Below are 21,871 nucleotides of genomic sequence, written 5' to 3' on the forward strand. Positions count from 1 at the left end.
GAAAAATCAAAATTAATTACACTATTATCTTATACCGATATTTTATATTTTAAAGTATCTTAACGTATAAAATTTGTCGAGTTTACTCAAGGAAATAAAATGTTTATAAACCTTTACTTTGGAAAATGATACGTTAGCTACGATCATAAAAAAATTTCCAAAACCGAAAACAATTGACCATCTTTGCTTTTGTGGTGAAATAAACGTTGCGCGAAGCTATTTTCTAAAAGCATAAACATGGAAGTAAAAATTAAGAAATACGCTAATTTATTTGAAATCTATCGCAGCAATTTGCTAAACAATCCGAAAAGCACTTATATCGTACATAAAAAATCTCAGTATACGTATGCGGATTGTAATCACATCATCGATAGAATTACTACTTATTTACAATGCAACGCAAGAAAAAATGAACTTGTTGTCGGTCTTAATTTTTCGGATCAATTCAAATTTATAGTTTCGTTTTGGGCGTGTACAAAATTAGAAGCAACTATAATTCTTATTCAACAGCCAAACGCTCATTCAAAAATAAGTGAGTTGGAAAACTTGAACATGGAAATGGATGTAATGTTGTCTGATGATAATTTTGAAACAATTCATGAAGATAAAATTGATTTCATTACACCTTCCAAAGAAATACATTCCAACACATATATAGAAAACTCCGAGCGGTTAGGTTATATTTATTTTTACACAAGTGGAACAACTGGGAAGTCAAAATTTGTAAAAACTACTTATTATCAAATCGTACATGCCATCAATTGTATTCAGGATGAAGAATTGATGCCGTATGCAAAACATCAAAATGTTTTAATCACCGTGCCTCTATTCCATTCATATGGTTTAAGTTGTTTAGTGGAATATACCGCAGGAAACAGCAAAATAGTACTTCCACCTACAAAAGATTTCATCACTCCGATACAATGTTTATTTGATAAAAGCATCAGTGAACATATTTCTGCAATAGAAGGCGTTCCGTATTTTTACCAACAAATGGCATTATTGTTAAGAAGAATGCAATTACCTTGCTTACAACACATTGGAATGGGCGGCGATACGGTATCACAAAAATTAGTAGATAAATTTCATGCTAAAAATGATAGTGTAACATTTTCAATTCGGTACGGAATCACGGAAATTCCTTCTGTAATTGGTATTCGCTATTTTACCTATTCAACAGATTGCAAACCTAGTAAATTAGGCAAGATTCCGTCAATTTATAATATTACTATTGAAAAAGATCAGGAAGATGCTACTATTGGAGAGTTATCGATTGTACATCCGTTTCTTCCCAATGAGAAAAAGAAAATACAAACTGGAGATTTATTTGAACATCTCGGAAACGAATTTAATTTTATTTCAAGGAAAACGTTTCTAAAGTACAAAGGCTATAAAATAAACCCGATTGAAGTTGAAACTCATGTACTTGCACATCCAGAAATTGACGATTGTAAGGTTTTATTAAGTAATAGAATCTTAACAGCGGAAATTGTAACAAATGATCAGACAATAACTTTGGGCAGGTTGAAAGAATTCTTGAAACCGCGACTTACAGGTTTTATGATTCCAGATACTATTGAAATTGTGGAGTCTATAAAACGGACGAAAACTGGTAAAATAATTAGACATTGATTATGATTAAAATATTAACTTTTTTTGATTGCTACAATTACGGCGCGTACTTACAAGCGTATGCGTTGCATAAATTTTTAATAGACAATGGATTGGAAAACGAATTCATTAATTACAGAACTAAGAAAAGTATCAAAAATGAGTTGGCTAACGAATTAAAACCAGGCGCTAAAAATTTTGTATTATATTTTAAACTCTTAGGTAAAGTGTTAAGTTTCAAGCTTCATCAACGAAAGTTAAAGAAAACAAAACCAATTCATGTCTCAACAGCTCTTAAAAACGAAACATTTGATAAAGTCGTTATTGGGAGTGATCAAATTTGGTGTTATACACAAGAATGGGGCGGCATAGATACTACTTATTTTTCGGATAATATAGAAGCAGAAACCATCATTTCGTACGCTGCAAGTTTGGGTCCAGATAATTATAATAAACAACATCCAAGGTCAATTTTACGCTTGATGAAAAGATTTAATCATGTCAGCGTTAGAGATTACAATACGTTACACTTTGCCAAATTGGCGCGTCCGGATGATAAAAAAGGACCACATTTAGTATTAGATCCGACGTTGATATATGATTTCAAAAACGAGATTAAAACACCTACTGCCAAAAACTACATTGTATTTTATTCTGATAAACTTGAACCTTCAGCAGAGGTTATTGCTACTATAAAAAAGGTTGCAAAAGAGCGAAATCTTCAAATAATTTCTTTGGGAAAATCGTATGATTGGTGTGATAAAAATATCATAGCATTATCACCTTTTTTGTGGATGGGCTACATGAAAAACGCAGCCATGATCGTGACCTGTATGTTTCACGGATTGCTTTTTTCGGTGAAGTTTCAAAGAGAATTTATGATGTTTTTAAACGCGCACAGAAAAAACAAATGTTTAGATTTCTTAAATAGAATCGGGCTTGAAGATCGAGTGATTGAAAAACCTAAAGATGTTGTCAATTTGTTCAATTCCAGCATAGATTACAAACCTGTTGATTCGTTTTTGAAAACGGAAATGGAATATTCTCAAAATTTCTTGATAAGCACGCTAACAGACGAATACAAATAACGGAACTAGTTTTTTAACTTTTAATATCTGACACAATTTCAGAGATCAAATCAGGAAGATCCGTTTTTATCTTTTGAATATTTTCATGAAATTCACGAAGCAACTCTTTTGAAAATCCTTCTTTTTGCCATGTTTCAAATGAAGTTCCAATTTGAAGTCGCTCAATCAAGATTCGATTTCCTTCTTCGTTTTCTCCCATCGGTTCCAAATATAGTAAAGGCGTTCCTGTACTAATTGAATCTACTAATGTCATTCCTCCAGGTTTCGAAATAATTGCTTTGCTGTTTACAATCAAATCCAACACGCTATGATATTCAAAATTTTCAGTATAAGCTATATTTTCTTTGGAATTTATTTTGCCCAATCCTGGAAAATACGAAGCGTGTGCACGATGTTGAATAGGATTCCAAGTTGGATCATTTATATAATAAGCAGTCGCTTTTTCTTGAGGAATATACTTTGAAAAATCCTTTACTAATATTTTTTTAATCAATGTTTCAGGCAATTGTTGCGTGGTTTCCAAAAAGTTTCCAAGTGCCCATCCTCCACCATGAATTACAACAGCTTCTTCCCTTTCATCATATGGAATATACTGTAATGTAGGTATTGATAGTTTATAGTTTATTTTGCTTTCGGTAAGATTTAAAAAAGAATACGTTTTCTGTATGGCAAGCTCATCATTGATTCTCCATGTGACTGCATCACCAGCATCCAATCTACATAATTTCACATTAACTTTTGGGACAGATTTAGCATATAAAGACAGTACATCTAACCAAAGTCCGGAAAAGCATAAAAATTCAGAAACATTTGCCTCTTTCCACTGTTTGAATAATGTTTTCATCTTATCTAGATCAAACATTTCAGATGAATTAATGGACAATTTTGTAGCGAGCTTGGCAAGTTTGTAATTTTTGCTAAATGCAATTTTTGAAGCTTCAAATGTCTCTCTTTTTGCATCTGTGAATACATCTTCAATCAGTAACACTTCGCTGTCAAATTCGGCTGTTTTTAGACCGTTAGCTACAATACGAGCCGGAAAGTACACTCCAAATCCGAAAAGAGAAGTTAGAATTTTTGGTGCGGCCATTTTTTATATATTACTTTTGATTACAATCTATTTATGCGCAGATAGCAACATTCGTTTTCCTTCAACTTGCATTATTTTTTGCGATACATTCTTTGATGAATTTCTCTATATACATGTACTTTTTAAAATACCTCAGATCTAAACTTCCTACATCAATTTCAACATCAAATTCATTCTCTAATTCCAATATAAACTCTAAAAACTGTAATGAATTCAATCCAATTTCATCAATCAAATCAACTTCATCAGTCAATTCATTTGGCTGTATATTTTTAGACATAACTTCAGTTAATACTTTCGCTACTTTTTCTTTTAAAAGATTCTGATTATAATCCATTTTGCACTATATTTAAATTCTTAAGCCCTAAAGTAGGGCATTTGAATATACTATTCTCATTTTAAATACAAATTATGAAATATTTTAAGGTTTTAATAATTATAAGTTTATTAATAATTATTCCATTCCTTGTTTTTTCAAGCTTCCAAGCGAATACAGAAAAAATCGTTGATGAAGAAACACTTCCAACAGCTATTGTTGAAGATGAAATCTTAACAGGTGCAGACCAAGTAGCCATATATTTACCCTATTTACGAGATAAAAAAGTTGGACTTTTAGTGAATACTTCTTCCATCATTGAAAGCACTTCACTAGTGGATAGTTTGCTCGCTCACGATATTAATATCAAATACATTTTTGGCCCAGAACATGGTTTCCGATCAAATGCAGGTAACGGAGTTTCTATTAAAGACGAAGTTGATCCTACTACCGGAATTCCTATCATATCATTATACGGTGGCACAAGAAAACCTTCAAAAGCGCAAATGGACGCACTGGATTTGATTGTGTTTGATATACAAGATGTAGGCTGTAGATTTTTCACTTATATCAACAAGCTGTATGATATTATGGAAGCTTGCGCTGAAAACAATAAGGAGTTGATTATTTTAGATCGCCCAAATCCGAATGGCTTTGTGGACGGACCTGTTTTAGATATGAAATTGAAATCAGGAATAGGAAAGTTTCCAGTTCCTATAACACATGGAATGACTATGGCAGAATTTGCACAAATGATCAATGGAGAAGGTTGGCTTCCCAATAAAGCTAAATGTAAACTTCGTATCATTCCGCTTAAAAATTACACACATTCCACATATTATGAATTGCCTGTAAGTCCGTCACCTAATCTCAACACCCAAGAATCTATCATGTTGTATCCTTCATTATGTTTATTTGAAGGAACAATAATCAGTCAAGGAAGAGGAACCTATATGCCGTTTACCGTTTTAGGAAACCCTAAATTAAAAGATGCATATAAATTTTCATTTACACCAAAAAGCATAGCAGGTATGAGCAAGAGTCCGTTACATATGAATGAAACCTGTTATGGAATAGATTTAAGAGATTATGATGTGAAACAACTGCTTGAAACAAAACAAATCAATCTGAAATGGTTGATGGAGTTCTACGAGAAATATCCAGATAAAGCACGATTTTTTGACAGATCACAAAGTGCACAAATGGGAGACTTTGATAAATTAGCGGGTACTGTGAATCTAAAAAAACAGATCATAGACGGAATGTCTGAAGAAGAAATAAGAGCAAGTTGGGAACCTGAATTATCAGCATACAAAACAATGAGAGCGAAATATGTACTATATGATGAGTAGTGCAATTTTTTGCTACAATTTCATCATTAACAGCTAAAAAAATTACATGAAAAAAATCGCTTCGCTTTCTGCTATTGAATATGAATTAGGTAAAAGTAAATCTATTGAAACCTTAGATTTTTTAAAAAATGACCAAGATCAATTAAATAGTTACAAAAAAGCGGGAGCAGCATATTTTGCAGAATCCGAACTATCAAATATGGATCTTTGCTTTACAGCAATCAGCAAAACACTAAATGCTACTGCTGTTGAAAAAGACTCAATTGATGTAGTTTTATATGTTTCTGAAAATGCTACACGAGGTTACAGTATCAGTATAATTGATATCAATAAATTGTTGTTACGACTTGGGTTAAACAAGGCATTACCAATTGGAGTTTCTCTTTCGGATTGTGCTAATATCATCACAGGTTTACAAGTGGGAGCAAGTATGATTGCTTCTGGAATGGCAAACAATATTCTTTTGGTATGTTCTGATATAATAACTGGTGGAGACGAAAAGCGAAAAATGGATCGTGATACTTCAATTTTTAGTGATGGAGCAGTCAGTTGTATTTTAAGTAAACCCGGGAATGGTGACTTTGATATTTGCAGTATAATTAATGAAAATTTATCGGCTTTATGGGAACATGATGCAGAAACACACGAACACGAGTATTCTATGGAAAAGTTTAAAATTATGCATCGCATCAGCCGAGCTATTCTGAAGGAAAACACTATAAAACCTGTAAATCTCAAAAAAGTATTTGCCAGTAATTATTCCCTAGCGACTACTAAATTATTTGTCAAAATGACTGGTTGTAAGGCTGACAAAGGATTTTACGATAATATTGGACGATTTGGTCATACACTAGCCGGAGACATCCTTATCAACCTCAAAGATTTCTGCAAAGACAACACCTTAAATGCAGATGATACTTTCCTTTCGCTTGTAGATTCATATTCTACTTGTGGCGCTATGGTGTTTCGTAAAAAATAAAAAAGCAAGCTGATTATGTTAGCTTGCTTTCCGTTTATTCGTGACCGCGAACCTTCAAAGTTCGAACTTTTTAGTTGAGGATTTGAAGGCGATTGGTTTGTTTTTTGAGAAGAATTCGCATTTATTAATTGCACCTTAATTTTGATTTCATTTATAATTTCTTTAGTTTTAATAAAACTAATCCTACTTTTGAAAGACTCTAGGTTAGTTATAATAGAATAGTAGGAATTTCTGTTATAAATACGTTAGTTGAAATCACTAAATGATATGAATTTTTTCAAAAAACTCTTTAGAAAACGTAAAGAAGAAGTCAAAAAAGTATCAGATAAAAACAGTCATCATTGTATTACATGTGGTACATGCATTGGAACAGGTGTAATTAAGACTTCAGATAAAATACGAATTTGCCCTTACTGTGGAGGTAACTACTTTTTACGAAATGAGGAAAAATAAACTTCTTGAAACTATAACAACACGGTTTTTCTTCTGGACTGTTATATTAATTGTATGCGTTTTTTTAAGCTTATATTTTTTCCTTTCTACTAAATTAGGCTATAATATTTCTGAATTTAATAAGGTAGTTGATACTATATTAAAATCTCTGGCTGTAATACTTGGATTAATTTGGTTTGGAAATAGATATTTTAAGGAAAGAAAAGACATTCCCAAATTTGATATTCAGGTGGATTTTAACACTATTAAATTAGATTCAGGACAAACATTGTTAATATATAGATTAGACTTATTCAACAAAGGAAACACCTTATTCAATAATTATGACTTCTTTTTCAGTATTGACGGATTCAGAGTGGATTCTAATTCGATACTCAAGGATAATATTAAAAGATATCCAGTGTCAGGACTTCAAGAAGGAAGACCTATTGAACCAAATTCATGGACAGCAATTAATCATGAAATTCTAATAGGTAGTGAATATCCTGCAATAAGATTTTATTACGAAATAAATGAGAATGATACCATTGTTTGGTCATGGCATAAAACATTTAAACTAGACAGCAACTAACAATAGTGGTTTAGGTGATAACACGAAAGTATAGGTACGAAATAAAGGTCATTGCAAAACTGAAAGGTTAGTGAATAAAAACCCACTAATGTTCATACATGAGAATTTTACCCATAAAAATCTAACTTTTAAATATTTAGAAACCAAAAGCTTACATAAAACTGCCCGCTCGGGTATAAAACAAAAAACCTGTAATTATTTAAATTACAGGTTTTTACAACTTTTGTGACCGCGAACCTTCAAAGTTCGAACTTTTTAGTTGAGGATTTGAAGGCGATTGGTTTGTTTTTTGAGAAGAATTCGCATTTATTAATTGCACCTTAATTTTGATTTCATTTATAATTTCTTTAGTTTTAATAAAACTAATCCTACTTTTGAAAGACTCTAGGTTAGTTATAATAGAATAGTAGGAATTTCTGTTATAAATACGTTAGTTGAAATCACTAAATGATATGAATTTTTTCAAAAAACTCTTTAGAAAACGTAAAGAAGAAGTCAAAAAAGTATCAGATAAAAACAGTCATCATTGTATTACATGTGGTACATGCATTGGAACAGGTGTAATTAAGACTTCAGATAAAATACGAATTTGCCCTTACTGTGGAGGTAACTACTTTTTACGAAATGAGGAAAAATAAACTTCTTGAAACTATAACAACACGGTTTTTCTTCTGGACTGTTATATTAATTGTATGCGTTTTTTTAAGCTTATATTTTTTCCTTTCTACTAAATTAGGCTATAATATTTCTGAATTTAATAAGGTAGTTGATACTATATTAAAATCTCTGGCTGTAATACTTGGATTAATTTGGTTTGGAAATAGATATTTTAAGGAAAGAAAAGACATTCCCAAATTTGATATTCAGGTGGATTTTAACACTATTAAATTAGATTCAGGACAAACATTGTTAATATATAGATTAGACTTATTCAACAAAGGAAACACCTTATTCAATAATTATGACTTCTTTTTCAGTATTGACGGATTCAGAGTGGATTCTAATTCGATACTCAAGGATAATATTAAAAGATATCCAGTGTCAGGACTTCAAGAAGGAAGACCTATTGAACCAAATTCATGGACAGCAATTAATCATGAAATTCTAATAGGTAGTGAATATCCTGCAATAAGATTTTATTACGAAATAAATGAGAATGATACCATTGTTTGGTCATGGCATAAAACATTTAAACTAGACAGCAACTAACAATAGTGGTTTAGGTGATAACACGAAAGTATAGGTACGAAATAAAGGTCATTGCAAAACTGAAAGGTTAGTGAATAAAAACCCACTAATGTTCATACATGAGAATTTTACCCATAAAAATCTAACTTTTAAATATTTAGAAACCAAAAGCTTACATAAAACTGCCCGCTCGGGTATAAAACAAAAAACCTGTAATTATTTAAATTACAGGTTTTTACAACTTTTGTGACCGCGAACATTCAAAGTTCGAACTTTTTGATGAAGGATTTGAAGGTTATTCATAAATTTATGAAAGCTGTTTAACTTTATTGTTTCAATAGCTCAGATAGTATATTGATGTTGTTAGGTAATCTACCTACATTTTGTAGTTTAAGTGCTGCTAAATTTAATGCAATATGCAAACAGTCTTTAATTGAATGCTCTTTTAAATACGCAAATAAAAATCCTGACCAAAAAGCATCTCCTGCACCAGTTGCATCCATAACTTTATTAATTTTTATGGCTGGCATTAGGATTAATTCTTTATTTTTTTGTGATAATTTGACACCATTTTTACCTAAAGTCAAGCATACGATATCCACGCCTAATTCATGGAAAAAAGTAAATATCTCATCATGTAGTGTATGTTTCCCAAACAAGCGTGCAACATCATCTTCACTAATTTTCACTAACGGATTGTAACTACAATATTTTTTAATGATTTCTAATGCATTTGCTTTGTTACTCCATATTTTTTCAGAATAATTAATATCAATACTTAGCCTACATCCTAATTTGTATGCTTCTTTAGCTTTATTTATAATCGTTTCTTGTGCTGGATTTTTACTTAGCGCAAAACAAGTTGTGTGAAAAATTTTTGTTTTTTGAAGTAAGTCTGAAGGGATTTGATCTTCTGTGATTAAAAAATCTGCGCTTCTATATGGAATAAAGTCAGGTGTCTCTTTGGATCGAGACACAAAAATAACTGAAGTTGGACTTTCAAGTGTTTGTTTTATATATTCATTATTTATGTTTATTTCACTAAGTCGTTTTAAAATATAACTCCCCAAACCATCATTTCCTATGCTAGCTACTAATTTAGTTTGCAATCCTAAGCGTGCTGTATTCATAGCAACATTTGTAGGAGAACCTCCTAAATGTCTATGATAATCACGTACCTCATCAATCAGCACACTATCTTGATGTCCAATAAAATCAATCAAAGCTTCACCTACGCAAAGTATATCTATATTCTTATTTGTAATCAAACTAATAACCTTTTTCCGTTAATATATTGTTCTAATAATATTTCTCCTGCGGCGCTCCATGTACATTGCGGAACTCCTACTGCCTGTTGTGTTTTAGTGTTGAAGTTTTCATAAAACCCGTAGTTTTCTTTCGCGTTTAATTCCTTTATCGCTTTTAACACATGCTGAGAGTTTTCAATGTAATTCTGACTCACCAAACTCATTCCATAAAAACCATTTACCATTTGCCATGTACCGCCATTATGAAATTCATACGGAAAGTTTCTAAATTCATATTTACAATTGTTGACAAGTAATTTCCAATCGTCATCTTCTTTTTGAATCGGTTTCCAAAATGCTGGTAATAAGTTTAATGGTAAACTTTCTCTTAATTCCTCTGAATAACTTGAAAGCCTTTTTTGAAACGATGAGTCACCAAACTGTAATAACTGTGCAATGGAATTTGCAAATGCATCAAACATGGTTTGGTAACCCGAAGGATTTACAGAAGCCATCCAATATGGAGTATCTTCTAATTGTTTGTATGCTTTTGGATGAAACGGATTTTGACATGTTGTCTTTCTGTAGTTTTCATTTAATTTTTCTGTGATGCGATCAATTTTTGTTTGAAAATTATCAGATGGTTTTAATCTGTGAACACATCGCAATGCCCACAATCGCAATACTTGATCGTAAAACGTATGTCCTTCCGTAATGTATTCGTCTGCCCAATTTCCTGATCGTGGAACATATAATAAATCATTGTTATTAAATTCCCATGCTTCCAGCAGTTTTAGTCCTTTTTCTATGTTTGGAAGCAATTCGGTCAAAAATTCATCATCCTTCATCATCCAACAATAGTTGCATACGCCAATAATGAACCAAGAAATGGTATCTACTCTACCTGCCAAGCCACCAAAACTCAGTTCCACTTCATCGGTTGACTTAAAATATACATTAGACGGAATTTGTCCTAATTCATGTTGATGATTCGCAAGTGTTTGTAATGTATTTTTAAAAGTATTTACCAAAGTTTCATCACCATCTAACAATGCAGAAAGTCCGCAAATAACGCCATCACGAGCCCAAACACGTTTATAGTTTGTGATATTTTCTGCGCTTGCTAAAAACCCTTTTTCAGAACTTGCCTTCAAAAGTAGCTGTTTGGCTTGTATGTAAGATTGATTTGTCATGCAGCAGCTATTTTTTCTTTTGCTTTGGAGTTTATTAATAACGTACAGATTACACTGATTAAGAGTAATACACCTGCAAATGTGATTGCATTACGCGGATCGTTGTCTAAAAAGTGTTCTAATATATAGCCAAATGATATGGTTTGAAGCAACATTGGAATGACAATCATCATGTTAATAATTCCCATATACACACCATAACGTTCTTTTGGAATGTCATGTACAACCATTAAGTATGGAATTCCCATAATACTTGCCCAACCGATTCCAAAACCTGTAATGGCAAAGAATAATAGATTTTTATTTTCTATGTGAGGAAATACTAAGAATCCAATCGCAGCTAGTAATAAACAAAAAGCATGTACTCGTTTTGGACTGTATTTTTTTGCATATCCTACCAAGGCAAAAGCAACTAAGAAAGTAACGGCGTTGTACCAACCATTTACTAAACCTGTCCAGCTTGTAGCTTGTTCATACGCTTCTGGATTACTTTTTGGTGTGGCATTCCATACAGAAAGTGCAATACTTTTTGAAGAGTTTTGCCAGTAACAAAACAGCGCATACCACTGAAATAAGTATACCAATGCCAATTGCCACATTACTTTAGGCATATCACCAATGGCTTCATAAATTTCTATTAATGGATGGAAAACACTTCTTTTTTCGCTTCGTAAGACTGCGAGCTCTTCTTCTGTTGGAGGAATTTCATTTGTCGTTTTCATTGTCCATAAAATGGAGCCAATTGAACAAACTGCTCCTAGAAAGAAGGAAGCATATACCCAAGTTGGCAACGAGCCAGTGGTTCCTATAAAAATCATTGGAAATATAAATAAGGAAACATTTGCCAATACTTGTCCTATACCTGTAAAAAAGCTTTGCATTTGAAATCCTAAAGGCTGTTGTTCTGCGTCTAATTTATCAGCGATAAATGCACGATACGGTTCCATTGCTGTGTTATTTCCTGCATCTAAAATCCAGAGTAATCCTGCTGCCATCCATAGAGAACTGCTAAACGGAAATGCTAGTAAACAAATACTACAGATAAGCGCTCCAACAAAAAAATACGGTTTTCTACGTCCAAATTTTGGATGCCATGTTTTATCGCTCATTGCTCCAATTAATGGTTGAATCAATAAACCTGTCATGGGACCAGCTAAATGTAGTAAAGGAATTTGCGACGGATCTGCTCCTAGAAAATCATAGATTGGTGTTACCGCACTTTGTTGCAATCCGAAGCTATATTGAATTCCAAAGAATCCAATATTCATATTCCAAATTTGCCAAAAACTTAGTTTAGGTTTCTTAAACTTCATAGTATGCTATTATTTTTCTAGAAATTAGTTAAAATATGCAACGTTAGCTACTCCAATATACGCAAAGGAAATATAGCAATAATTAGGTTTTTCATGTGATGTTTTTATGAGAAAAAGAGTCAATATCAGTTGACATCAACTCTTTTAAACTAATTAAAAAACTTATGGTATTCAAATAATTAAAACATGTATTGTAATGTAAGAGAGATTGATCTTCCAGGTAAAGGTCTAGCTCTTACAATATTTGTTTGTCCTTCTACAATACTTCCTTCCTCTGATTCTGTAATTCCTAAAGAATCAAATATGTTGTTTGCTGCTATGTTTACGTTAAGTGATTTTGTGATTCCAACGTTTATAAAACTGTTTACGATTAAGAATCCTGGCATTACTAATTCATTGTTGTCTTGTGCGAATGCTTTCGATTGTCCTATGAAACTTAATCCTACTGAGTTTTGCTTTTCACTTCCAAAGTTATATGACGGAATTACGTTATAGATAAAATCTGGTTGTCTTCTTGGTGTGTTTCCTGCATTGTCACCAGAATCTACTTCTGCATCTGTCCACGTAACTGCTCCGCGTAAGCTAAAGTCATTAAATCTGTAGAAACCTTCTACTTCAACACCTAACGACTTGTAATCATTTTCTACAATACTGTTTGTTGATGCTTCAAATCCGCCTTCTTCTTCTGTTTTTGCGTAGAATGCTGTTGCGTAAATTGCTCCATTTTCAAAACCTCTTTTATATCCTATTTCTGCTTGATTGATGAAGTCTAATGCGTTGATTCGATCTCCATCTAAATAATCTAATCCTGAGAATAAAATACGGTCTGCTTTTGCTGAAGCACCTCTACTGTAGCGTCCAAAAACAGCTTGATTGTCTTGTAATTTATAGTTTAATCCTACTGAGTATGATACATAATCATAATCATAATCTACTGCCGTAGGATTTGCATTGTCAATGGCAAATACATTTTGCTCTGGTACAGAAATAACGCCGTCATTGTTGACATCAAATTCTCTTTGTGTTCCACCTGTGAACGAACCTGAAACACGTCCTTTGTCGTAACGTAAACTTGCATCAATTGTAAAGTTTTCAGAAGCTTCTAGCGTAAAGTTTACATAAGGTGCAGATACATTGTAGTCTGTATCATAGTTTCTGTGTAAATTTCCCCAAAAAGGAGTTCCGTAGGCATATAAACCATTTTCACTTAATGCGTTGTTTCCTGCATCAAATACATTAATCAATCGTGCATTATCGTCATTTACTTCTTGTAAGTACGAATTCCATAACCATGACATAGAAATACTTTGGAAAGATTTAAAGTATCCTACGGTAACATCTAAGTTGTCAAATGATTTTGATAATTTGAAATCGTTCATAAAGTTATTGAAGTTGTTCAATTCTACATCAAACATGTGAATTCTTGCTACCAAACTGCTTCCGCCTACAGGCGTACCATCTGTAAAAGCTAGTGTTGAGCCTGCTCCAAAAGAATCTGCAATTGTATTTGCATCAGCTATTTGCGATGGAAATGGCGATACAAAAGCTCCATTATTAGCAGAGTAACGTGCGTTGTTCCTTACTTTCCAATCATTCCCTAAGTCGAAATTTGCTTGCATCCCTACAGAAGTAGAAAGCGGATTCATTCCGTCAGTAACATCTCCTCTTTGTACTTGTCCGTCAGCACCGATTCTAACAGTTTGTGTAAGGTTTGCGCTGTGTAGTGAACCTCTTGTTGCATCAAAGTTTGGCGCATTTCCCCAATCAGGATTGCTATTGGTTCCTGTTACTTGTATTGGCATTGGTAAGTATGCAGCAGCTCTATCATTTAGATATTTAGCATACACACGTACAGAACCATTTTCAAATTCTTTTGTTAAGCTAAGTTTCAATTGTCCACCATTGTTGGCTGTAAATCCAGTTTCTCTTACACCTTCTCCAGCTCTGTAAAATCCACCAGCATGAAAGTATAAACCGTCTCCTATTTTTGAACCGTAATTAAAATCTGTTCTAAAAGAATTGTAATCTAAACCAAATGTAGTTCCTATAGCGCCACCTTCATTTTTACCTGTTTTGCTTATGATATTAATAATTCCACCAGGTCCATTTGACGTTAGTGTTGATGCTGAACCTCCACGAATAGCTTCTATTCTTTTTACATTGTAATCAAATCGAGTAAAAATATCTGCGGTTCCAAAAGAAATATCACCATATAATAATACAGGTAACCCGTCTTCTTGTAATTGTACATATTTTGATCCACCAGAAGAAATTGGCACACCACGAACTGCAATATTAGCATTTCCTTCTCCACCAGATGATTCTGAACGAATACCAGGAATTGTTCTAAAGATTTCAGCGGTACTTCTTGGTGCTGATTGTTTGATCGTTGCTGGCTGCATGCTCGTTACCGAAACACTTGATTCTATTTTTGATCTCGGATTTACTACACCAGTAATAATTACTTGATCTAAAGATTCTGCATCATCTGCCAATGTAATTTTAAGTACAATAGCACTTCCGTTTGCATTTACTGATTGATTGTATGTGGTATATCCAACTGAAGAAGCTTTTAATGTATATGTTCCATCTTCTACACCTGTAATAGCAAATTTTCCATCAAAATCAGTAACAGCTCCTTTTGTAGTTCCGTCAAGAATGATATTTACACCTGGAATTGGCATTCCAGCTTTATCATTAACTGTCCCTGAAATTTTGGTTTGCGCAAGTGATATTGTCGTAACCAAAAGTAACAATAAGGAACAAAGACCTTTTAAGTTCGTATAGTTTTTCATTGTATTATTAATAGTTTTTTGGATTAATTTTCAGCTAAATTATATTTATAGCGCTACTATTTTACATTTTTCTCACCGAAAACGTTTTCGATTTTACCGAAAACGTTTTCGATTTTGTATTTTGGTCATTCTATAAATAAAAAAATTATTTTAGTTTCCATGAAACCAGTTACTTTAAAAGATATTGCAGAGAAATTAGGGATTTCTGTCACTACAGTTTCAAAAGCATTAAAAGGTTATCCTGATGTGAGTAAAAAAACGCGTGCTTTGGTAAAAGAACTTGCAGAAACACTAAATTATAAACCCAATGCTTTTGCAGTCAACTTACGAACCGAAGAATCTAAAACAATCGGCTTGATTATTCCTGAAATTGTACATCACTTTTTTTCAAGTGTAATTAAAGGAATTATAAGTCAGGCGGAAAAGAAAGGTTATTTGGTGATTATTTTACAATCTAACGAATCGTACGCGCTTGAAAAGAAACAACTCGATTTATTGATTAGCAAACGAGTAGATGGTATTTTGATATCATTAGCGAATGGAACTGCCGATTTTAAACATATAACAGATGTTATAGATCAAGGAAAACCGATAGTGATGTTTGATAAGATCGCAAAGATTGTTAAGTGTTCAAAAGTTATTATTGATGATCGAAAAGCCGCGTATACAGCAACTCAGCATTTAATTGATACTGGATGCAAGCGCATTGCCCATTTTAGAGGTCCATTATTACCTCAAAATTCTATTGATCGTTTTCTAGGCTATAAAAAAGCTTTGGAAGATAACAGACTGACCTATGATCCATCTTTGGTATATATTTTTGACGACATGACTTTTGAAGTCGGAGAAATGTTCGCCAGAAAAATTTTAGCTGAGCATGCTAATGTAGATGGTATATTTGTGAATACTGATTTGGTTGCTATTGGAGCTATTACTGAATTTAACAGACAAGGTATAAAAATTCCTGAAGATATTTCTATTGTTGGTTTTAGCAATTGGTTTATGTCTTCTGCCATAACACCTTCTTTGACAACTATACATCAACCAGGTTTTGAAATGGGAAAAATGGCATTTAAGCAATTGTTTAAAGAACTGAAGGCTAAAAAGAAAAAGAAAATAATTACTCCAAAAGTTATAGAACTAGAAACAAGTTTAGTTCAAAGGAATTCTACACGATCTTAAATATTAAAATTTAAAGATAAAAGCCTTACTCTAACAGTAAAGTTTTTACTTAGTGACCCGAACAATCAAAGTTCGAACTTTTTGGTGGAGGATTTAAGGGCAATTAGCGAGTTTGTAAAAGAAAATGATTATTTATTAATGGTTTCTTAAAATTGAAAATTGTTTAGAAAAAAATTCTGAATTTTTATTTGCTTATTGAATATAATATATTCATTTAAATTTCCTGTTATTCTTCTTGTTTGAAGTAATTACAGGAAATTTTTTCAATATATATAATAACAATCTGTTTGTGTGTGTGTATTACTTCTTATCAAGTAAATTCAATAAAACATATTAAAAATCTTACCTTTTAATTTGATTTTACATGAAACTATTTTAACTTTAATCAATAACTAAATTTCATAATAAATAGGTTTAGTTATTAGAGAAATTCCTATTACCGACAGTATCTCATAAACTGTGTAAGTAATCAGAATAAACTTAAATTCAGAGTATTTCATAGGAATAAAAATTTAGTACCATCAAACGGGTTAAAAGAGGTTGTCTAAAATAGACAACCTCTTTTTTTATTCAATAATATTCTGGGCAAATATTTGAATTCAATCAAATCTTATTTCCCTCTACATATCTCAAAAGAGTATCAGCCAATAGCTTTGACTTATACGAATATTAAAAAAGTAGCATGTACTTCTAGCTACTAGAACCGCATATCAATATTATTGATAAGCTTTTACAGGAATAAATAATTCCGTTTTACCTATGCGTAAATTTATCACGATACTTTATATATTAGTTTAATAATCCTCAACGAACAGTCAAAAACTACTCAACGACACTTAACAAGCACTTACGAACAGTCACGAACAACCTAATAACAGTCAAACGAAACCTAACGAACTTTAACGAACACCTACGAACAGTCACGAACAGTCAAAAAAAACCTAATAAAAGCCTATGTCTAATACTAAAACTACTATACAGGTTAAACATTCATTGCTAAAATAACTTATCATATAATTATTAATGTATAGGCAAATTTTAAGACGATACCACAACAGTACAATAAGAAGCCTAATTATTAGTAATGTCTATCAATGAACATCAACTAGAATCAACCATTTTCAATTGACATCAACAAGAAATCAACACTTTTGCAACAAAAAATCAACAGAAATCATGGGAGATCAACAAAAAATCAACGAAAATGAATGCTTTCCAATTGAAACCAATTCTTTCCAACCAGAATCAACCCTTACCAATCTAAATCAATGAAAATTGATTGGCTACCAACTAAAATTTCTAAATAACACAAACGATTTGATTAAACATAATAGTAATCAACTGAAATCAACCCTTTTCAATTGACATCAAATACATTATAGTCGACTGTTCCCAATAAAAAAGAATAAAAAATCAACCCTTATCAACCCAAATCAATAAAAGTTGTCAACTTATATTGATTATTATTTTTTTGCATTACCAATTGCTTTTACAAGTTCAGCATATCCATTAATAAAATACTTGGAAACGAAAAGCAATCCGTAAATCACAACACCCAAATGACAACTTTTGTGATAGGGTCTTTTAAAGCTTTTTAGGTCTCTAGGATTGGCTTTACATTTTCTCGAATAGACTCCATATGTAACTGATCCGTAATGGGTCTTTTTTCATTTTATATCATACCGTAAATTTTAAATGATAATACTTCTTTTTTTAATTTGATTACTACTTGTTTTCAGATTCTTCAAAGTCTCTAAACCTCATATCTGAAACAAATATGAAAAACAATAGTGAAGTATCATTTGTTCGGTTTTGTACTTCGGTACAAAACTGAACAAATAGAAAAGTCTATGGCTAGCAAAAACCTTAAAGTAATACTTTAAGGTTTGAGCAAAACAGGAACGGTTCTTGAATTTTTAAAAAGGAAATATGACCCTTAAAAAAGAGAATATATTTAGGTGGGAGAGAAAAAATTGAAAAGGTATTTAGTTGGCAAATCTTAACCAAATGAGAAAAAAATTTGATGAAAAACAAATATTTCCAAATAAAAAAATTGAAATGAAATTTGAATATTTTTTATATTTGAAATTGAAAAACAAATTTAGAAAACAAATTTGAAATTTCTAAAATATCACAAATCATTGATTTTCATAATTTTACATTTTTATAAAATATTTTAAATTAAAAATAAATTCCAAATTTTTTTTTATTTCAATTTCAAAAACAAATAAATTTGGCTAATCAGCCATTATAAATTAAAATATAGACAGGTATTCTTACTCCGTAAATAATTGTGGGTGTTCTGCTTTTTCGCAGTTAATCGCATCAGAATAATTACACTCCGTACAATAACCATCGCCATTTTCTTTTCGTTTTGGATTGCAACCCACAGCACAACCTTTACAAACAACTATTGAACCAATAGAGATAATTCTAAATGTTTCATTTACTTTTTCTAATGGATATGAAACCTTTATAGAACCATCATTATTTTTTCCTATAAGCTGAATAATATCAACTTTTTCATTATCTATTGCTTTACTGTATTCAATATTCAAATCTGTTAATTCAACAGAAAGTTTCTTGATCTTTTTCAAGCTGTTTTCGATATTTATAATTAATTCTTTCTTGTCTGTAAAGACTATTTTCCCGTCATTCAGTTTAGCAATTTCTATCGTCCGAATATCTGCAAGATTTTCTTTTTTCTTATCATTGGTACAAGCACAAATTGACAATAGAGTTACTGTAAATAACGTAAGTAGTTTTTTCATAATCTTTGAGTTATAAGTGTTTTATTTTTTTGTGTGCATATTCAAAGTTGGAGATTCTTTTTTTTCAAGATGCAAGATGTAATTGTATTGACAAATTAGTCATACACCACACCCAAAACCACCATCACAAAAACCACGATAAATACTATCGCAGTTAAAAATCCTGTAATAAAGCCTTTTAGAAATTGTAATTTTTTAGCGTCCATATTCATTGCCCGTGCAAACGGGTAACTATTTTATTGCCCATGAAAATGGGTAACTATTCATTGCCCGTGAAAACGGGAATCTCTTTTTTTATACTATATTGGTTATCATAAAGTATGATAACAAGGCGACTAGGTTAAAACTCCATGATTGAACCTAGTGCCTTGCCTGTCTAACTAATAGTTAAAATTAGACATGGGTTGTTATTCCAACCCAATCATAACACACCAGAACCCTAAAACTTAAAAAAAGTAATGTGATGTGTTATGCTATATTCATTATCTATAAAGGGTAGCAAAGTGGCTAGGGCTGAAATCTTACTTTTGCCACTTTGCTTGCCTAAAGCGTACTTTAGACGTAGGGTTCTTTATAATTTTTAATATTTCAAGATAGTTGTAAAAAAGCAAAGCGACAGCGAACCGTCGCTTTGCAAGGTCAACCCCAAAACCAACATTTAACATACCTAACGATACGTGTTGCCTAAATAAAACAACGTATCACTCTCCAAAATTTCCGCCAAGAAAAAATGTACAGCATGTAACTTTTCTACATTTTCCTAAAATGCTATTTGTTCTTTTTCAGTTCATTCTCAATTTCATCATCAACGTTATTTTTCTTTTTTGATTTCTTCTTAAACTTTAGCTTTCCTGTAAAGTGTAAAGCTATAAAGACAATGATTACTATTTCTATTATAATTACGCCTATAAGGAAATCTATACTTATATCTTCCATATCTATTTTTATGAATATTAACGGCTATTAATAACAATAAAATAGTACTTGGTTTGGGTTTTAAATGTTTATAAAATGAGTTTTACACCGTCTTTTTCTTGTAAAATATCCGTCCAAAAATCGCTGTAAAAGTTAGCGGTTTCTAAAAGTTCTTTGTGGCTTCCGTGTACAACGGTTTGCCCGTTTTCAATCACGTAAATGTGATCTGCTAGTTGTTTTAAACAATGTAATCGATGTGATATAAAAATGATACTAACTTTTGATTTTAGCCGTTTTAGCAATTGCAACACAAAGTGTTCTGTATTTCTATCCATCGCAGAAGTAAACTCGTCCAAAATCAACAGTTGTGGCTTTTTATAGAGCGCACGAATCAGTGCTAAGATTTGTTTCTGTCCGCCCGATAAGTTCACACCATTCTCGCCTAAAACAGTTGCGTAGCCTTGTGGCAAGCTTTGTATAAAATCTTCAAAACCATATTCCTGTATAAAGTCTTTAATACTCTCGAAAGTATATTTTTTAGAAAAAGTTGTTTGTTTATCCATCACAATATTTTCAAGTACATGCGTTGGAAAAATTTTCACATTGCCTTGAACAACGTTTACGGTGGTATGCCAATTATTTGCAGATATATCATTGAGTGAAATTTGGTTGTTAATAGTTATGTTTCCATTGTCATACATTTGCTTTTTTTTAATGATTTCAAGTAGTATATTTTTTTCGCTTTCGTTTTCACACACAATAGCAATACATTGGCTCTTTGAGACATGAATGTTAATGTCTTTTAGCAATTGTTTTTGTCCCGAAAATTGGAATGACAAACTGTTTATATGTAGCGATTCAAATTGTAGCATAATGCTATTGTTGATGTTTTAATTTATGTTCAATTTGCGAGTCAGTTTTATTATAATATCTGCTTTCATACCTGTCATAGCACAGTTTAGCAATGATGAAAACCACAAGTATACTGACTACAATTAGTATTATTTCTTGTACAGACAAGCCTAAACTGAATTCTTTAATAGTTGTTTTCATAGTGTTTTTTGTAGGTTAAAAAAAGCCATGCGTATAGCTGACTATGCTACTCAAAGCATGGCTTTCCAAGGGTACTCATGAAAAAAAGCGAACCTGTTTAGTGTTTCTTTTTACGGGGAAATGTTATTTTCTAAAAGTTGAAATAGTTATAAATTCTTCATTAATTTTTATTTTATATTAGAAACTTACCACATCACTGAACTTATACAATGAAAAAATTATATTACGTTATCAGCAAGGCGTAATCATTATTGCCATCATAATAATTTCTATATTTGTTTAGTCAGCAAGGCGACGAAAAATTAAACCTTTCGGAGTCTATCGCCTTGCCCTAAACAAGCAGTATCAATGAAGTACTGCCATTGGTAACACGTCTTGAATTTAGCACTAAAGTATTCGGCTAAAGTGCTTTTTAGAAAAAACTTATTATAAGATATGATTTCATTCTTGACGTGTTATTTCTTTTATATAATAAATAAAGCAAAGTGGCTTTGCTTTCGTTGATACCCACATCAAGCGCTTTTTAACTCGTTTATACTACCATGAATTGTGAGTATATTGTTTTGCCAATTATGTAACTAAATCTATTTGGTCTAACTAATCAAGTTTGTAATCATTTACACATGTATTCAGATTGGAGCAATAACTAACAAAACTATAATCATGGAAGAAAAAAGAAAAGTTACCCTTTACTTCTTTTAATTTCCTCATTGATTAATTGTTCATAATTTGACAATATTTTATTGTTTTTCTC

At 31.8% G+C, this 21,871-nt stretch carries 18 protein-coding genes; 9 read left to right on the top strand and 9 right to left on the bottom strand.

The window, feature by feature from the left end; all coding sequences use genetic code 11:
• Positions 1-237 precede the first annotated feature (237 nt).
• Both ACQ654_RS08905 and ACQ654_RS08910 read left to right on the top strand, forming a co-directional pair.
• Positions 238-1,632: an AMP-binding protein gene (locus ACQ654_RS08905; protein ID WP_430409974.1), complete on the top strand. Its 1,395-nt coding sequence runs from the start codon at positions 238-240 to the stop codon at positions 1,630-1,632.
• Positions 1,633-1,634: 2 nt separating this feature from the next.
• Positions 1,635-2,699, top strand: a complete 1,065-nt coding sequence (locus ACQ654_RS08910) for a polysaccharide pyruvyl transferase family protein (RefSeq protein WP_430409976.1) — start codon at positions 1,635-1,637, stop codon at positions 2,697-2,699.
• Positions 2,700-2,712: 13 nt separating this feature from the next.
• On the opposite strand, the gene ACQ654_RS08915 is transcribed toward ACQ654_RS08910, so the two are convergent.
• Together ACQ654_RS08915 and ACQ654_RS08920 are read right to left on the bottom strand one after the other, a co-directional pair.
• Entirely contained in the window at positions 2,713-3,789 is a 1,077-nt protein-coding gene (locus ACQ654_RS08915; protein WP_430409977.1) for a hypothetical protein, read from the bottom strand.
• 61 nt (positions 3,790-3,850) lie between these two features.
• Entirely contained in the window at positions 3,851-4,126 is a 276-nt protein-coding gene (locus ACQ654_RS08920; protein ID WP_430409978.1) for an acyl carrier protein, read from the bottom strand.
• Between the two features lie 74 nt (positions 4,127-4,200).
• Here ACQ654_RS08920 and ACQ654_RS08925 point away from each other — a divergent pair, with 74 nt between their 5' ends.
• The 6 genes from ACQ654_RS08925 to ACQ654_RS08950 all read left to right on the top strand — a co-directional run bounded on the left by ACQ654_RS08925 (position 4,201) and on the right by ACQ654_RS08950 (position 8,669).
• Positions 4,201-5,457 carry an exo-beta-N-acetylmuramidase NamZ family protein gene (locus ACQ654_RS08925; protein WP_430409980.1) on the top strand — a complete coding sequence of 419 codons (1,257 nt, stop codon included), beginning with the start codon at positions 4,201-4,203 and terminating at the stop codon, positions 5,455-5,457.
• A 46-nt stretch (positions 5,458-5,503) separates the two neighbouring features.
• The gene (locus ACQ654_RS08930; RefSeq protein WP_430409981.1) at positions 5,504-6,436 is read left to right on the top strand and encodes a hypothetical protein; all 933 of its coding nucleotides are present in this window, start codon (positions 5,504-5,506) and stop codon (positions 6,434-6,436) included.
• 267 nt (positions 6,437-6,703) lie between these two features.
• The gene (locus ACQ654_RS08935; protein WP_430409982.1) at positions 6,704-6,889 is read left to right on the top strand and encodes a hypothetical protein; all 186 of its coding nucleotides are present in this window, start codon (positions 6,704-6,706) and stop codon (positions 6,887-6,889) included.
• A 229-nt stretch (positions 6,890-7,118) separates the two neighbouring features.
• A complete protein-coding gene (locus ACQ654_RS08940) occupies positions 7,119-7,460 on the top strand; it encodes a hypothetical protein (protein WP_430409983.1) in 342 nt (113 codons plus the stop codon).
• A 452-nt stretch (positions 7,461-7,912) separates the two neighbouring features.
• On the top strand, positions 7,913-8,098 hold the full coding sequence (locus ACQ654_RS08945; RefSeq protein WP_430409982.1) for a hypothetical protein: 186 nt from the start codon (positions 7,913-7,915) through the stop codon (positions 8,096-8,098).
• Positions 8,099-8,327: 229 nt separating this feature from the next.
• Positions 8,328-8,669 carry a hypothetical protein gene (locus tag ACQ654_RS08950; RefSeq protein ID WP_430409983.1) on the top strand — a complete coding sequence of 114 codons (342 nt, stop codon included), beginning with the start codon at positions 8,328-8,330 and terminating at the stop codon, positions 8,667-8,669.
• 305 nt (positions 8,670-8,974) lie between these two features.
• Here ACQ654_RS08950 and ACQ654_RS08955 read toward each other — a convergent pair whose 3' ends face one another.
• From ACQ654_RS08955 to ACQ654_RS08970, 4 genes are all read right to left on the bottom strand, one after another.
• Entirely contained in the window at positions 8,975-9,913 is a 939-nt protein-coding gene (locus tag ACQ654_RS08955) for a carbohydrate kinase family protein (RefSeq protein WP_430413014.1), read from the bottom strand.
• Positions 9,913-11,088, bottom strand: a complete 1,176-nt coding sequence (locus ACQ654_RS08960; RefSeq protein WP_430409984.1) for a glycoside hydrolase 100 family protein — start codon at positions 11,086-11,088, stop codon at positions 9,913-9,915. The genes ACQ654_RS08955 and ACQ654_RS08960 overlap by 1 nt, the downstream gene beginning before the upstream one ends.
• Positions 11,085-12,401, bottom strand: coding sequence for an MFS transporter (locus ACQ654_RS08965; RefSeq protein ID WP_430409985.1), 1,317 nt, complete (start codon positions 12,399-12,401; stop codon positions 11,085-11,087). The genes ACQ654_RS08960 and ACQ654_RS08965 overlap by 4 nt, the downstream gene beginning before the upstream one ends.
• 179 nt (positions 12,402-12,580) lie before the next feature.
• The gene (locus ACQ654_RS08970) at positions 12,581-15,196 is read right to left on the bottom strand and encodes a TonB-dependent receptor (RefSeq protein ID WP_430409986.1); all 2,616 of its coding nucleotides are present in this window, start codon (positions 15,194-15,196) and stop codon (positions 12,581-12,583) included.
• 159 nt (positions 15,197-15,355) lie between these two features.
• Here ACQ654_RS08970 and ACQ654_RS08975 point away from each other — a divergent pair, with 159 nt between their 5' ends.
• The gene (locus ACQ654_RS08975) at positions 15,356-16,378 is read left to right on the top strand and encodes a LacI family DNA-binding transcriptional regulator (protein ID WP_430409987.1); all 1,023 of its coding nucleotides are present in this window, start codon (positions 15,356-15,358) and stop codon (positions 16,376-16,378) included.
• 2,276 nt (positions 16,379-18,654) lie between these two features.
• Here ACQ654_RS08975 and ACQ654_RS08980 read toward each other — a convergent pair.
• The 3 genes from ACQ654_RS08980 to ACQ654_RS08990 form a co-directional block, all read right to left on the bottom strand.
• Positions 18,655-19,149 (bottom strand): hypothetical protein, encoded by a 495-nt coding sequence (locus ACQ654_RS08980; RefSeq protein WP_430409988.1) that lies wholly within the window; start codon positions 19,147-19,149, stop codon positions 18,655-18,657.
• A gap of 768 nt (positions 19,150-19,917) precedes the next feature.
• The gene (locus tag ACQ654_RS08985; RefSeq protein WP_430409989.1) at positions 19,918-20,085 is read right to left on the bottom strand and encodes a hypothetical protein; all 168 of its coding nucleotides are present in this window, start codon (positions 20,083-20,085) and stop codon (positions 19,918-19,920) included.
• A gap of 68 nt (positions 20,086-20,153) precedes the next feature.
• A complete protein-coding gene (locus ACQ654_RS08990) occupies positions 20,154-20,936 on the bottom strand; it encodes an ATP-binding cassette domain-containing protein (RefSeq protein ID WP_430409991.1) in 783 nt (260 codons plus the stop codon).
• Positions 20,937-21,871: the final 935 nt, after the last annotated feature.

It is taken from the genome of Kordia sp. (assembly GCF_965283645.1).
GTDB lineage: Bacteria > Bacteroidota > Bacteroidia > Flavobacteriales > Flavobacteriaceae > Kordia.